The organism is Rhodopirellula sp. MGV (genome assembly GCF_002251265.1).
GTDB lineage: Bacteria > Planctomycetota > Planctomycetia > Pirellulales > Pirellulaceae > Stieleria > Stieleria baltica_A.
The window spans coordinates 1-15061 of record NZ_NPDI01000050.1 but is presented as its reverse complement, the minus strand read 5'-3'; the positions used below and the strand labels follow the sequence as shown (position 1 = coordinate 15061).

The window sequence follows — 15061 nt, the reverse complement described above, 5'->3', positions numbered from 1 at the left end:
GCTTCATCGACCGAATGTCAGGGTCGAGCTTACTGACCGAATTGGCTTATAGACCGATTGGGTTGGGCGGGTGTGTCCTTTACCTTCCGACGCGGCCCCGTGCGTCTCGACTGCCAGGAACTTGCTGTGGAAAAGACGGCTCAGAATCATCTTCGCATCCATCGTGGCGACGAAACCGCGACGGACACCTCGCTGAAATCACGCACCACCAGCCAACGCTTTTGGCAAGCGTTTTCGGCGGCAACCGGATGGCGAGTCGACTCCTCGCACCGTAGCAACGCCGCAAACGATCCGTCCGGACGCAAAGCGGTTCGCGTCTTGCCGGCGATCGAAATGGACGTGATGGCCGATCATCCGCTCGATAGCTTTCCTCCCGTTGAAAAGGCAAACGCCGCACAGTTGGCCGAGATTGCCGCCGACATGGCCAGCGAGATCGAAATCCTTCAAGAGCACGTTCGCAAACGCGAGCTCGAACTCGCCGCGATGGCGGTTGCCCCCTACAGCACGGCCGATGTCGAAGAAACCTGTGCCGGCATCGAAGCGACCTTGCGGGACGCCGTGATCGCATTGCGTTTTGATGCGGCCGCGATATACATCCTCGATGACGACACCCAATTCCTGAACACACGCGTCGTGTTCGGCCTTCCGCAAGATCGTTTGGCGGGCGAGCCACGGCAACTTCGCGGCAGCCGCGGTGACCTAGAAGCGATGGTTCAAGAGGTCGTCTTGATGGACGACTTGAACAACGAAGTCGGCTCGACATGGAACTGCCCCGAACCGGCCGGCGCCGCGATCTGTGCGGCAATTTACAAAGGTGATCTGCCAGTGGGCACCCTTTGGCTGTATTCGAAAAATCGCAAACCGCTGGATAAATCACACGCGGCGATCGCTCGCATGGCGGCCAAACAAGTCGCTCTCAGTCTGTCGGCGGCGGTCCAAAGCCGCGCGCAACTTTCGTCCAAACAGGCTACCGAAGCGATTGCCGATATCGCCGCTTGGCAATACTCGTCACTGCCATCGACAAACGAAGTCGCCACCGGCTGGACTGTCAACGGCATGATCGACTCGCCGGACCGCTGGGCGGCTGGATGGCACATGTGGGATGTCCTGCCCGATGGAACCATCACGGTCGCGATTGCCGAAGCCCATGATCACCATGCAGGCGGTGCGATGGCCGCCGCCACCGCACGGGCCGCACTGACCGCACACAGTGGTTATCGGCATTCCCCACGGCAAATGCTGCAGCGGATCAGTGACACCCTTTGGCAGACCAATACGGCAGACCAACTCGTCTCACTGATGTACATCCACCTGGATCCCGAGACGGGTGAAGGCGAAGTCGCCGTGGCCGGTCAAATCGAAGGCATGATCGCGGGTGACTACGGATATCGGCCGCTGGTCGCATCCGGTTGCCGCCCGTTGGCAAGTTCCATCGATATCGACTGCTTCGAATCGACGTTCAAATTAAGCAAGGGCGAAAAACTGCTCGCTTACACGGGCGGCCTACGCAAAGACGGCGTCAGCCAAGACCTCATCGGATGCTGCTTGCGGAATTCCGACAGCAATGCCAAGGACCCGCTTGCCATGCTGCGACGCGAGATCGCCGATTTCCCGGTTCGCAACGAACGCGGTCTGCTGTTGCTTTCTCGCAAGGTTTAAGTGCAAGCGTCGAGATCATTGCGATCCAAATCAATGCCATCCAAAGCGCCCCCAGCGATCGGGCGCAAATGAACTGCGACACCAGTTTGATTTTTCACGGCGGGTTTCAGATTTAATCGCAACTTAGTCGTCTGGCAAACCGCTATGCTGTGCAACGCCGAATACGTTTGGTGACTGTTTGGGTCACCTTGCCGGCGCGCAGGCCTGTGATGGGGGATCGCGATGCTCGTCGCGAGAGGCTTTTCACGGCACTACGATTTGCCTGCCAAATTTGCCGTTCACCGTATGCCCTAGACCGTGCTTCCCTTCGATCTGACTGTCGACGCGATCGCGAAAATGAACGGCTGACGTTCAACCAATGAATCAACACTCGGAGCTGCCAACACTGTGACGAACCCCACCCGTCATTCGGTGATCGACTCAATCGAAAATCGGTACAGTCCCTATCGTTTTTCAAGCGAGCCGGTGCCGCAGGAATTGTTGGCACAGTGTTTTGAAGCGGCATCATGGGCGGCTAGTAGCTACAACGAACAGCCGTGGCGTTTCTTGTTGGCCGGCCGCGAAAACGCGACCGAGTTCGAACGGATGCTCGGCTGCTTACTTGAAGCGAACCAGGACTGGGCAAAAAACGCCGGTGCTTTGGTGCTGACAGCCTTTCGCAGCAAATTCACTCAGAACGAGAAACCCAATCGGGTCGCGCTGCACGATCTAGGACAAGCCGTCGCCCACTTTGCCTTGCAAGCGACCAAGCTCGGGCTGCAAGTCCACCAGATGGCCGGTGTGAATCTCAGTCAGGTGCGGACGGAATACCAAATCCCTGACCCCTTCGAACCCGCGACCGCCTTTGCCATCGGCTTCCCGGCACAAGCTGCCCCGGAATCCGAAACTGAAAAGCAATACGCAAATCGGGAGCAATCCGCTCGCAAACGCAACCCGATTTCTGAACAGCTGTACCAGGGAAAGTGGGGAAATTCGGTTCAATGGGGATGATTTCGCGTCCAATGGTGTGGGAAAGGAAAGATTCGTCTGACACGCCGGTATTCGACTTTGGTAGATAAGAACGAATCGTGGGTCAGGCATGACGCGTTGACGGTTCGAAAAGCCGCCTAGGTCTTCCCAGGGCTGGCAAATACAATACGTGTAACCCCGATCCCAAATGTGTCATGTCGGGTCAAGCCATTTCTACGTCCTACATACTTAAGCAGCCTCAGGAAAAACGATCGGTGTCGGAGTCTTGGAATCCTGGTGTTGTCTGCGCTGCCCGCACCGATGTGGGAATGCGCCGAACCAACAATCAAGACTCGCATTCGATGATCCCTGCCCATTCGCAGGAACGGTTTGACGCCCGCGGCCACTTGTTCACTGTTGCCGATGGAATGGGTGCACATGCCGCAGGCGAACTAGCCAGCAGCATGGCGACCGAGTTGATTGCGATGAACTACTTTCGCACCTCGGCACTCAACGCACGCGACTCGCTGCATGTCGCCGTCAGTGAAGCGAACGCGGAAATTTTTCAGCGCGGCCAGCGGAACCCCGAATTCCACAACATGGGGACCACCGCCAGTACCCTGGTGCTGCTACCCACAGGTGCCTTAATCGCCCATGTCGGTGACTCGCGAATCTATCGGCTTCGCGCGGGCGTCTTCGAACAATTGACGTTCGACCATTCGCTGGTCTGGGAAGTTCAGGCGAGCGGACAAGTCCATCCGGATAGCGCACTCGGACAAGCCCTGCCTAAGAACGTGATCACACGCTCGCTCGGCCCCAACGCTGATGTCCAGGTCGACATCGAAGGCCCCTTCGAAATCCAACAAGGCGACAAGTTCCTGTTGTGTAGCGATGGCCTGTCGGGTCAGGTCGATGACGTCGAAATCGCGACCCTGCTGGACTGCCTCCCCGAGGACCTGGCCGTTGAAGTCTTGGTCGACTTGGCCAACCTGCGTGGCGGCCCCGACAACTCGACCGTCGTTGTCGCCTCGGTCACTGACGGCCCGCTCGTCAACGACGACAATCCGACCGCTCGTCGCGAAGAGGAAGACACACTTGTGTTCTGGGGCACCATCGCTTCGATCCTTGCTTGTGGGATCTCCGCAGTCGCAAGCGTGACGTTCTTGATGCTTGACCAACCGGGCCCCATGATCATCGCCGTGATCGGTGCAATCATCTCAGGCGTGATCGCGGCGATGAGCTACTCGAACTTCAAAGAGCAATCGCGACGACGCAGCTTGGCACTTCGCGATGGCACTGCGATTCAAAAAGCGTTTGGTGGAAACGCACCTTACCGGCGCTACCTCGCCCGGCCAGACGAAACGCTGTACCAGCGGCTCGGCAAAACGGTCAATGAGCTGCGTGATGCGGCCAAGATGAAAAACTGGTTGATGGATTGGGACCAGATCGACGCGCTGCAAAAATGTGGTGCCGCAGCAATGCAATCTGGCGATGGCAAAACCGCGATCAGCTACCAACGAAAGCCATCATCGAAACGATGCACCAACTTCGCGAACAGCATGACCGCAGTGCCAACGAAACCGCAATCGACCATTAATCGTTTGCCGCCACACGGGTTGTCAGTGGGTGTGACAACGCCTGAACCGATGCCGTTGCCTTTTTCTTGCTCTCTGTTTTGAAAAGCCGATCGAAGTGAACGATCAATCCTCGCGTCTGGCCATCCCCTTGATTCCGGCCGCACGACTCGGCTCTTCAACTTGGCTGTTGCATCTCAGGTACTTCGCCGTTGCCGGCCAATTGGTTGCGATCGTTGTCGCTGTCCTGATCGGCATCGAACTTCAGTTTGGCCCGTTGCTGGCCTTCGTCGCGTTTACCGCGATCACGAATTTCATTTACGGCGTGTATCTACGAACCAGTTCCACTCGGTTGGAATCGGACACTGACCTAAACAATGGGAACGGAGAATTCGATACGCCGACGGTCGACGACACACCGACGGTCCGTGCGGTCACGCTGGGCCTGATGCTGCTCGATTTGATGACGTTGACCGCGATGCTCTATTTCAGCGGCGGTCCGACAAACCCATTCAGTTTCTTCTATTTCGTGAACCTCGCCGTCGGTGGCGTGATGATCTGGCCTCGTGCGGCGTGGTCAATGACGGCGGTTGCGATCGTTGGGTACTCGACGATCCTGCTGGACTGCGTGCATGTTCCCGAACTGGGGCCGCCGGTCGACGAAAACGGTTTTGGTCTGCGATCAATCGGTCTGATGTTAGCGTTTGCGACCTGCGCTTCGGTGGTCACCTATTTCGTCACTCGCACCAGCGGGTCGCTGCGAGCCCGCGAAAAAGAACTTCGCGAAAGCCAACTCGCGAAAGCGGCCAATCGTCGAATCGAAGCCTTGACCACCTTGGCGGCCGGCGCAGCTCATGAGTTGGCCACGCCGCTTTCGACAATCGATGTCATTTCTCGCGAACTGTCACGCCACCTAGAAGGCGTCGAGAAACCGGAGTCGGTTGCCGAAGACTTGCGGCTGATCGACCACCAGCTGGAATTGTGCCGGCACATCCTGCATCGAATGCGCGGGGCCGCCGGCGATACCATGGCACAGCAGTGGTACAAAACGACGGTCGGTGACTTGATCGATGCGACGCTGGAAGGCGTCCGCGACCCACACCGTGTCGATGTCATCGATGGAACCGAAGACGACGAAAATCGAACACTCTGGATGCCCGAAGAAGCGGTCGCGCAGGCGATTCGCAATCTGATTCACAACGGCCTGGATGCCAGCGGCGTTAACGGAAGGGTGAAAGTCGAATCGCGGATCGACGAACAATATGTCGAGTTCCTGATCACCGACGAAGGCCAAGGGATGACCGACGAGATTCTGGGACGAATCGGCGACCCATTTTTCACAACCAAGGAACCCGGTCGCGGAATCGGTTTGGGGCTTTACCTGACCCGCAATGTGGTCTCACAATTGGGCGGGTCACTGACCTTTTCATCGATCCCAGGGCGCGGCACCTCCGCAGTTGTCAAATTGCCGATCGCCAATCCGGAAAACGCCCCAAACGTTCCCGTGGTCTAGCCAACAAGTCACTCCATCATGCCAGACAATTATCAAGCGATCCTGCATTCCGCAATGACTGCCGCACAGGCGGGTGGCCATGTCCTGCAAAGGTACTGGCATGACGGAATTGAATTGCGTGACAAATCAGAATTCGGCGGCAAGACGTACGACTTGGTAAGTGACGCCGATTTGGAAAGCCAAGAAGTGATCGCTCGCTCGATCGCTAACGATTACCCCGATCATGAATTGCTGGGCGAAGAAGACCTAACGGGCGACATCACGGCAGAACACCTCTGGGTGATTGATCCTCTCGATGGGACGAACAATTTCGCGCACCACATCGGTCATTTTGCCGTTTCGATCGGCTACTTCGTCGATGGAGTGCCCACGGTCGGTGTCGTGCACAATCCGATTTCAGGCGATACCTACACGGCAACACGTGGCGGAGGCGCGTTTCGGAACTCGCAACCGATTCGCGTCACCAACGCCGACCACCTTTCCAAGTCCATGGTCGGATGCGGCTTTTACTATGATCGTGGCGACATGATGCGCAGCACTCTGGCGGCGATCGAAGAATTCTTTTCACACGACATTCATGGCATCCGTCGTTTCGGCACCGCGGCCCTCGACTTGTGTGCCGTCGCGTCCGGTCAATTCGGAGCGTTCTTCGAATACAAACTTTCACCCTGGGACTTTGCCGCCGGACAATTGATCGTTCGCGAAGCCGGCGGAATCGTGACCAACGCGAAAGGCGACCCGCTTGGTTTAACGCAATCGAGTGTGCTCGCTGCATCGACAGCAATCCACCCGCACGCACTCGCAATCACCAAGAAGCACCATCCATAGTGAGAGCGGTTTCACTGCGATCTGACAAATTCGTCGAACGCGTCACGCAGTTTTCGGTAGACAGGCCGGTCGGTCGGCAAGTTTTGTCCGTTGATGCGATTCGCAAACCACAATCCACAACTGGTCCCTGTCAAAAGCACTTCGTCTGCTTCGCGAAGTCGATCGATTGAAATCGGTTGCTGGTTCCATGTGATTCCGTGACGCCGGGCAAGCTCCACCACCGTTTGCATCGAAACGCCGAACAGGATCCGTTCAACGGGCGGTGACAGTAGTTGGTCGTGTTCGACAATCAAAACATTCGCGATCGCGGTTTCGGTAATCGTCCCGTCGTTATCCAACAAGACGGCCAACGCATCAGGATCATGTTGGCGTACTTGCCGTTCGGCGAGATAGTAGTGCAATCGGGATCGCACTTTGATACTGCGAGGCCAGCAACTGGGATCTGGCAACTTAACCTCTGTCGTCAACAACGCAGAACCTTGGTCGATACGTTGCTTCATCGCCAAACGATCGATCGGAAACAAATCAATCACAAAGGTTGATCCCTTTGATTGACTTGGCGATGCCAGCAGGATCACGCCAAAATCGGGATTCGCGGCAACCCATTCAATATTGCGGTCGATCACTTCGTCGATCAACTCGCGCAGCGGCTTTGGATTGGGAAGCGAATCAATTCCCAAGACTGACAAGGTGTGGTACCAGCGTTTGAAGTGCAGGTCGACTTGAAACAGTCGCCCAGCATCGGCACGGATCCGTTCGACCGCTGTGACGCCTTGCGTGATGGCAAGGTCGTCGATGGGAATTGTCAAACCGGTTGCCGAAACCCACGCGCCATTATGGTACGCGATCCTCGGCGGTTGACCGTTAGGACCGAATGAACTCAATAGGTTTGATTCCCTGCGTCACGGATCAAACGGGCAAAGTCACAGCCGCACCCGTTTTCATAGTATTCGAGTTCTGCATGGCGAAGCCGGACACTCCCCGAAAAGTCACGCGCCCGGACGGGTAACTTGCTGCCATCGACACGTGGGGCAAAACAACGTGGACCGCTGTAACCTAAGGCTGTCTGATTGCGGACCTTCTCCAGCAACCAATAGCGTTTCAGAATCGCGTCGCTACGGTTGTACATCAACGACAACTGATCCATGTTCTTTGTCGCCAAGCAGTGATAACCGCAGCTGCCCAGCCAAGTGGACTCGATCGCGGGAGCCACAAGGCCCACGTTTATATTGGCGCCTTGGATCGTTTCGCCTGGAATTGTCCGACCGCTCAATCCCCCACCTGCCAAGGCGTGAAGCGAACCGGTTACAACCCGCCCTCCAAAGCTAAACCCGACAACGGCCATCGGCGTACCGGCGACGACATGCATCCGGAGCAATGTCGCCAAGTACAAGCTTTGCGCATCACATCGATCGGCTTTTCGTCGAACATCGTGAACAGCAATCCCTTCTTTCGCGCTTGGCCAACTAAAGATCAGCCAGTCGACAGGCTGGTCCAAACCACCTTGAATCGTGCGTCGAACCTGCATCGCTCGGTTGACGATGTTGGACGCCGGCATCCGGTTGCCGTGTACGTACACAACAACCGGTCTGCCAGGATGGAGCGATGCCAGGTACTGATCACAATCCATCGCCTGGCTTTGACCGCAGTGGATCTGCCAAACCTTAAACGGCGGCGCATCGAGTGGTGCATGACAAGCATCAAAGGGCAGGTGCCGTGTCGAGAATAGAAAAACACGTTCGCTCGGCGCCGCAACATTCAACAACTCGCAAGGCACGCTCGATTCGAATTCTTCATCTGACAAGTCACTCGCCTGGGCCTCTTCGGTGACTCGCACTTCATCGCCTCGAACACTCGACAAGCTAAACGCAAGCGATGATGCCAGGACAAAAGCGACGGACACCGGCAAACACCGCCATACACTCCACCAACGTTGCTGGCGGTGCTGGGAGGTTGCGGGCGTCTCGCTAGAAGTCATCACGCTAAAAAACATGGTGGCAATTGGGTAAAGCGATCAAGGCGGGACGAGGGAGGTGACGGAACGATTCGATAGCGTTGTTGATCCCGAGGCTTCGTGGGGGGGAATGAAGTAGCGGCAGTCGAAACGCAACAAATTGTTGCCGAAAAAAAACGATGTTGCGTTTGCACATCATTTAGAACGTCCTACTTTTGAACAGAACTCGATACGAGTCCAACGAATACGCCCACTGTGCAAATCGCGGAAAATCAAATGAACAAACGCCCTTTCATGATTGTACTAGCTGTGCTGGTCATGACATCGGCAACTGGATGTACCCCGTTCCGAGACTTCTTCTTCGGACGAGGCGCCCAGTGCGGTTTATGCACCAAAGTCGCTGCCCCCTTCCGACGCACAGCTCCGGTCGCCGTCGCACCGGCACCAACATGCGGAACACCGACCTATTCACAACCGGTTTATGGCACACCGTATGCTGCTGCTCCTGCGAACGCATGCGGATGCGGACCGGCCTATGCGGCAGACCCCTGTGGTCAATACGCTGCATACGGTCCGATCGATTCAGGCGTAATCGGAAACGGCGTTGCCCCCGGCTATTATGAAGGAGGTCCTTGGTACCAACGACAGTACCAATCCAACTACGGGTACTACGGGCCGCCTGGGTATCGGGTCGACAAAGACGGAGATCGGATCATCTATGAAGAACCGCTACCGCCTGGAGCAACCTCGGCAAACTGAGCCGACGTGGCCACCGATTAGCCACCATCGATTCAAACTCCCACGGGACGCAAGCGAGTGAGACCAGCACGGGGATCTCACACGTTTGCGTTCCGTGTTTTTTATTGATTCGGAATTGAAACCCCAACAGAAGAGCTCATGACCAGCAATCGCATCCTGACGAGACGAAAAGCACTTCAGAAGCTCGCGATGCAGTCCGTCGGCGGAATCGCCGCACTCGCACTTCCCACCCGTTCTTTTGCACAAGAAGTCAGCTTTGAACAGCAAGCCGCTTCGCGATGGCGGATCGGATTGGAGTTGACGACCCCCGTGACCTGCGCCAACGTCCTCGCGACGTTCCCAATCCCGACCGATTGGCCCGAACAAACCGTCACGCTGCGCAGTCAAACCGTCACACCTCCGACGCGATGGCAAGTCCGTGAACTACCCGGCGGTGCAAAACAAGTCGTGGTGCAAATTCCACAAGTTGCGGCCGGAACCACTACCGAAGCGATTTTCGAATTCGACATCGCTCGATCAAAGATCTTGCCGCCCGATAACACCGAAACGCTGACGATTCCCAAACGGCTTTCACGCGAGATCAAACTGTATACCGGCAACAGCCCTTTCATCGACGCTTCCCACCGATTGATTCGCAACGCCGCCAAAGAAGTCAGCGAAAAAGAATGCGACAACGACTGGCAAAGAGTGGAGCAGGTTTACGATTACGTACGCGACAAAGTCGAATACACCGAAGGCGAATTGAAAGAGGCATCTCAAGCACTCAAAGATGGCACTGGTGACTGCGAAGAAATGACCAGTCTGTTCGTCGCGATCTGTCGTAACCTGGACATCCCCGCGCGTGTCGTTTGGATCCCCGATCATTGCTACCCGGAGTTCTATCTCGAAGACGAAAACGGCGAGGGTCATTGGTATCCTTGCCAAGCTGCCGGCACTCGACAGTTTGGCCGGATGGATGAAATTCGACCAGTGTTGCAGAAAGGCGATCGATTCAAAGTTCCAGAGAAAAAGATCCCGGTTCGATACATCTCGGAATACTTCCGCTGTGACCGTCGAGGCAGTGGAAATCCCAAACCCACCTTCATCCGGCAAAGGGTCGATGGCTGACCATCGATCAGTGTCGATCGCCCAAAATGACTCGTAATCAACAATGGGTACGCATGTTGCTCTCGCAATCGCTCGAACGCTCGCGATTTCGTCTAGTCGCGGCAGCCGATTTCCTTGTTGAGATGACCTCATGCGATCCATCACTTTTTTCCACCGTTTGACTCTCGCTGGTTGCCTGGCAGCTCCGCTGCTTCTGGTCGGCTGCGGAAATCCAGACAGCCCGTTGGGTGAAGCACGACAGGCGCAGGAAGACCTGGAAGAAGCTCGCGAAGAAGCCGCCGAAATGGTTTCGGACGCAGAATCGGATGCGGTCGAAACGATCGCCGATGCGAAAGAAGCGGCCGAACGCCAGATTCAAAACGCGAAGGAAGACGCTGGCGAAATGGTCGAGCAAGCGAAGCAAAAACTGGACACGAAACTCCAGCAACTGCAAACGCTTCCGGTCGAACAAAGACCGCAATCAGACGCATCACAAAACCCGACGCCTCCGGCGAATGCCGAGATCGAATAGGTCGCCGCTTTACTGATTCGGTTGTGACACGGCATTCGATTCGGTATTCGTTGGAAACCGAAATGCGCTAACCTCGGTACCATCGACTGCGTGGTGACGTAGCACAAGCTTCGGACCGTCTGCAGCAACACTGACTTGGCCCGATAGAAAACCGCCAGCAACACGCAGAAATTGGTGTGTCGGTCGCACGTCTCCTTCCTTCCAACCGAGCTGATGCTTCTCGCTGCCCGGGCCGCACCCGAACTCCCATAAACCGGTTTCGGAATCGGTCGATGCGTATTGCCAATGGCGGTCCCCACAAAGCACGATCACGTTTTCGATTCTTGCGAAGGCGTCTCGCAATTGCTCTCCTTCGAATTCGAACACTTGGTTGGAGTGATTGTCATGCTTGTTGTTTCGGTCGGGGCCTACGATCGGTGTCGGACTGCAAACGAGTTTGAACGTCGCATCACTTTTGCCCAGCCCTTCGAGCAACCATTGCTTCTGTGCCGTCCCAAGGATTGATTTCCCTGGTCCGTCAGGTTGGTTGTTGCCGCTGCGAAAATCCCTCCCTTCGAGTAACCAGATCTCTAAGTGCTTTCCCCAGCGAATCGATTTATAGCGTGACGGATTCGACGGGAATTGCTCTTCATTGAACAATCGCACTCCCTGATCGAACGTGACCGAACCGTACCGCTGACCCGACCAACAATCGTTTTTTAGAGTGTCGTGGTCGTCTTTTAAGAAGTAGCTGGTCGTCGTGCTGTAGAAATCTCGGTTGCTCGGCAGTGCAAAAATCCTGCCCCACTTGAATCTCATCAGCGGCAAGGTCATCGCCCAGGGATCCGGCTTGTCATAGTATTCGATGTCTCCCGCATGAATGATAAAGTCGGGATGCATCGAACGCATCGCAGGATAGATTTTATGCCCGCGCATACCGTCGTCGCGGCGGATGAAGTCATGGCAGGTCGTGAAACAAAATTCGATCTGTCGATCAGACGATGCTGCTGGCGCCGTCTCGAATCCGCCACGTACCACCGCCGTGACTTTCGATTCACCGATCGGTTTCGCTTCGGCGATCAGCGTGTATGCGGTCCCAGGTTTCAAACCCGATAGTCGCCATTGCTCGGTCCCGTCGCTGTCGATCGAAGTCTGCTTCCAAGCGGTGGTCTGGACATCACTGGGACTTTCGATCGGAAAGTACGTTAATCGCACCTCACCAGCTGCCGCGGGACAAGCCCCGAACATTTCGTCCAGCGTACTGCCAGCTGGGATTTGTGCGGAATGGATTTCCGCAACGTCGGTCCGTTTCGCTAAACGATTGGCTTCGCCAGCGGACAGCGACAAGAACTTGGCGCCTTCGACAAGCATTTCCGGAGAACGCGTCGTACGGGTCCAGATCTGAATCGACGTTTGATCTGCCCAACCATTCTTGATCCCATTGCCTAAAAACGGTCCTGATGAGCGAACAGGATTCACCGCCGACAGACTCCCAGGTTCGTCTGCGAAAACAGCATCCTTTGGCAAGAAAGCCCCAAGCGTCAAACCAACGAGCAAGGTGAGTCCGCCCAGGATTCGGTGTTGAACGTTCATGTTTGCAATGAGGTAACGAAGTGAAGGTCAAGCGTCGCGGTGAATCGCAACTGCATATACTAACGCATTGTGAAACACGCCAGCTTCCAACTTTCAGCCCATCCCAATCGCATGCCAACGATTCGCTTTCCAGCCGAGATTCAATTTCGACCGAGCCGGACCGTTTCGAAATGTGTTCGCAGCATCGTTTATTCTGTCGTGGTGGCGGGGCTGGCAATGACGACCATGCCGTCATCGTTCGCACAGCAAAAGTCACGAAGCCAGTCACAAATGGACAAGGCCGACCAACAATTACGCGATGAAGGCGCGATCGTCGAGATCTACAAATCAACCGTCAACGACCAAGGCGAACCGGTGGCACTCCGAGCCTATCGTTTTGATCCGACGAACGAAGACTCATCAAAGCAGCCCGCCGCGGCAATCGTGTTCTTCTTTGGCGGCGGATGGAATGCCGGAACGCCGATGCAGTTCGCTGGGCATTGCAAACACTTTGCCTCGCGTGGCATGGTTGCGATCACGATCGAATATCGCGTCGCATCGCGGCACGGGGTCAAAGCGAAAGAGTGTGTTAGCGATGCCAAATCGGCGATTCGGTGGGTTCGAACCAATGCAAAGCGGCTTGGGATTGATCCCGACCGAATCGTTGCGGCGGGCGGTTCGGCAGGCGGTCACCTTGCCGCTTGTACCGAAATGATTGCCGGATTTGACGAACCGACCGAAGACCAAACCGTCAGCAGCCGTCCCAACGCACTTGCCCTTTTCAATCCAGCCGCGGTACTTGCCAGTGTCGAGGGCCGCACGCCGTTCCCCAAAGACAAACAGCAAGGCTTAAACGATCGAATGGGCGTCGATGCGATTGATGTCTCGCCATACCATCACATTGGCCAACATCACCCGCCAACGATCATCTTTCATGGCAAGGCCGATACGACGGTGCCCTACTGGACGGCAGAAGCGTTTGCCTCAAAGCTTGTCAATCAAGGCAATGAATGTCAGCTGGATGGCTTTCCAGATGCGGGACACGGCTTTTTCAACCGTGGCCGCGGTGACGACAAAGCTTATCTGGAAACCCTGCTATTGCTGGACGCGTTCTTGGTCCAGCACGGTTTTTGTGCCAAGCAGGAATCGGTCAAAGCAAAAAGCCCCGGTGATCCAGATTGATCACCGGGGCTTTCGAGATATCGCTTAGGTCAGCGGTCACAGCTGGGAGCGGTGCACAACCGTCGCGGCTTGTCAAGGGAGAAGCATACAAGCGGATGGGCGACCATTGAATGTCGTGCTAGGCGGGAACTCCTGGGGAATTTTGACCCGACCGAAGCAACTCGATTCAGTGCTTAGTTGCATCCGCAAGCGGGAACAGCAACTTCGCATCCGCAAGCTGGTTCGATGACTTCGCAGCCGCAAGTCGGCTCGCAAGCCGATGCACAACCGCTGTCGCAGCAGCTGTCTTTGCAGCTGAACAGTTTCTTCAGCAAACCGAATGGCTTGTGCTTTGGTGCACAGCAAGGAGCAGCAACTTCGCATCCGCAAGCGGGTGCAGCAACTTCGCAACCACAAGCTGGCTCAGCAGCACATCCGCAAGGAGCGGCAACTTCGCATCCGCAAGCTGGCTCGCAGATCGAGTCGCAACCGCAACCCTTTTTGCTGAACAGTTTGGCCAACAGGCCACCACGGAACTTGCTGCCGCAACCGCTGTCGCAGCAAGGGTCAACAACTTCGCATCCGCAAACAGGTGCAGCGACTTCGCAGCCGCAAGCTGGTTCCATTGCACATCCGCAATCAACCGGAGCTTCGCAGCCACAGGTTGGTTCGACGTCGCAACAAGTGTCGCAGCTGGTTTTACACAATTTGCTGAACAGGCCAAACGCGTTAGCGTTGGCAGACGATCCTGCGGCCAGAGCGATGGCCAACAGTGCTGGTACGATTACACGACGCATCGTGAATTCTCCATGAATTAAATTGGAAGGGTCTTGCCAGTCGCGTTTGCCGCGTTTCGATCAAATTTGGTGGTGAGCTGTGCCGGTGGGCACTTGCCTACGATGCCTCCGAAGAGAACATCACCCGCCGACACATCCGTTCGAACTGCGGCATACACGTCACGTGACCATCGGATCAACTATCCATAGTCTTCGTGCAGAAGTGGCTATCGACTTCGCCGTTGTTAACTCACCGGCTTAAGTGCAATATTTTTACTCAGCCCACTCTTTGCCACTTCAATTGTGCCGATGGTTCGGGCCGTACCGATCATCGCGTCTGTATGTCGACGCAGATGCGAAACTCTTGTCCGACTTTGGTCGGTTCCGTCGTCGATCCCTCGCACACCACCTTCATCGCCAGAGTAGCCGCCCTCAGCACAAAGAATTCTTCTGCCACGATTCCGCTTGCCCAATCGCATCAACAGCAATTCCTGGCAAGGATTCCGAAGTCGCTACCTTGCACGGCGATCGTTTTACAAAGACGAAACGGCACAGTGATTACAGCTGGCTTAGCTTGCCAGCCGCCTCCCTTGCGGAACTGTCGGCGTTCACCTGTGACACGTGACCCACCCTGTTTCCGTCGATCGACAAACCCGGGATTATTCATGGGAGATTGATTGGAGGATGATGTCGCGGACGTCGAGGAATTGGTTGGCAGGG

General features: G+C 55.9%; 12 protein-coding genes. 9 read left to right on the top strand and 3 right to left on the bottom strand.

The annotated features are described in order from the left end of the window. Positions 1–126 precede the first annotated feature (126 nt). From CGZ80_RS17945 to CGZ80_RS17925, 5 genes are all read left to right on the top strand, one after another. Positions 127–1659 carry a GAF domain-containing protein gene (locus CGZ80_RS17945; RefSeq protein WP_143544015.1) on the top strand — a complete coding sequence of 511 codons (1533 nt, stop codon included), beginning with the start codon at positions 127–129 and terminating at the stop codon, positions 1657–1659. A gap of 387 nt (positions 1660–2046) precedes the next feature. Continuing rightward, positions 2047–2649, top strand: a complete 603-nt coding sequence (locus CGZ80_RS17940) for a nitroreductase family protein (RefSeq protein ID WP_094416962.1) — start codon at positions 2047–2049, stop codon at positions 2647–2649. A gap of 287 nt (positions 2650–2936) precedes the next feature. Continuing rightward, entirely contained in the window at positions 2937–4286 is a 1350-nt protein-coding gene (locus CGZ80_RS17935; protein ID WP_233148499.1) for a PP2C family protein-serine/threonine phosphatase, read from the top strand. Positions 4287–4326: 40 nt separating this feature from the next. Next, positions 4327–5694 (top strand): ATP-binding protein, encoded by a 1368-nt coding sequence (locus tag CGZ80_RS17930; RefSeq protein ID WP_094417128.1) that lies wholly within the window; start codon positions 4327–4329, stop codon positions 5692–5694. A gap of 18 nt (positions 5695–5712) precedes the next feature. Continuing rightward, entirely contained in the window at positions 5713–6522 is an 810-nt protein-coding gene (locus CGZ80_RS17925) for an inositol monophosphatase family protein (RefSeq protein WP_094416958.1), read from the top strand. Between the two features lie 11 nt (positions 6523–6533). On the opposite strand, the gene CGZ80_RS17920 is transcribed toward CGZ80_RS17925, so the two are convergent. Further along, on the bottom strand, positions 6534–7331 hold the full coding sequence (locus CGZ80_RS17920; protein WP_158222754.1) for an aminotransferase class IV: 798 nt from the start codon (positions 7329–7331) through the stop codon (positions 6534–6536). Between the two features lie 71 nt (positions 7332–7402). After that, positions 7403–8515, bottom strand: a complete 1113-nt coding sequence (locus CGZ80_RS17915; RefSeq protein WP_143544014.1) for an alpha/beta hydrolase — start codon at positions 8513–8515, stop codon at positions 7403–7405. A gap of 255 nt (positions 8516–8770) precedes the next feature. On the opposite strand from CGZ80_RS17915, the gene CGZ80_RS17910 reads away from it, so the two are divergent. The 3 genes from CGZ80_RS17910 to CGZ80_RS17900 all read left to right on the top strand — a co-directional run bounded on the left by CGZ80_RS17910 (position 8771) and on the right by CGZ80_RS17900 (position 10853). Beyond that, the gene (locus CGZ80_RS17910; protein ID WP_233148497.1) at positions 8771–9235 is read left to right on the top strand and encodes a hypothetical protein; all 465 of its coding nucleotides are present in this window, start codon (positions 8771–8773) and stop codon (positions 9233–9235) included. Positions 9236–9373: 138 nt separating this feature from the next. Then, entirely contained in the window at positions 9374–10342 is a 969-nt protein-coding gene (locus CGZ80_RS17905; RefSeq protein ID WP_094416952.1) for a transglutaminase-like domain-containing protein, read from the top strand. Positions 10343–10472: 130 nt separating this feature from the next. Further along, positions 10473–10853 (top strand): hypothetical protein, encoded by a 381-nt coding sequence (locus CGZ80_RS17900; RefSeq protein ID WP_094416950.1) that lies wholly within the window; start codon positions 10473–10475, stop codon positions 10851–10853. 9 nt (positions 10854–10862) lie between these two features. On the opposite strand, the gene CGZ80_RS17895 is transcribed toward CGZ80_RS17900, so the two are convergent. Then, the gene (locus CGZ80_RS17895) at positions 10863–12425 is read right to left on the bottom strand and encodes an alkaline phosphatase D family protein (protein ID WP_233148496.1); all 1563 of its coding nucleotides are present in this window, start codon (positions 12423–12425) and stop codon (positions 10863–10865) included. A 111-nt stretch (positions 12426–12536) separates the two neighbouring features. On the opposite strand from CGZ80_RS17895, the gene CGZ80_RS17890 reads away from it, so the two are divergent. Beyond that, on the top strand, positions 12537–13586 hold the full coding sequence (locus CGZ80_RS17890) for an alpha/beta hydrolase (RefSeq protein ID WP_233148495.1): 1050 nt from the start codon (positions 12537–12539) through the stop codon (positions 13584–13586). The last annotated feature ends 1475 nt before the right edge of the window (positions 13587–15061 follow it).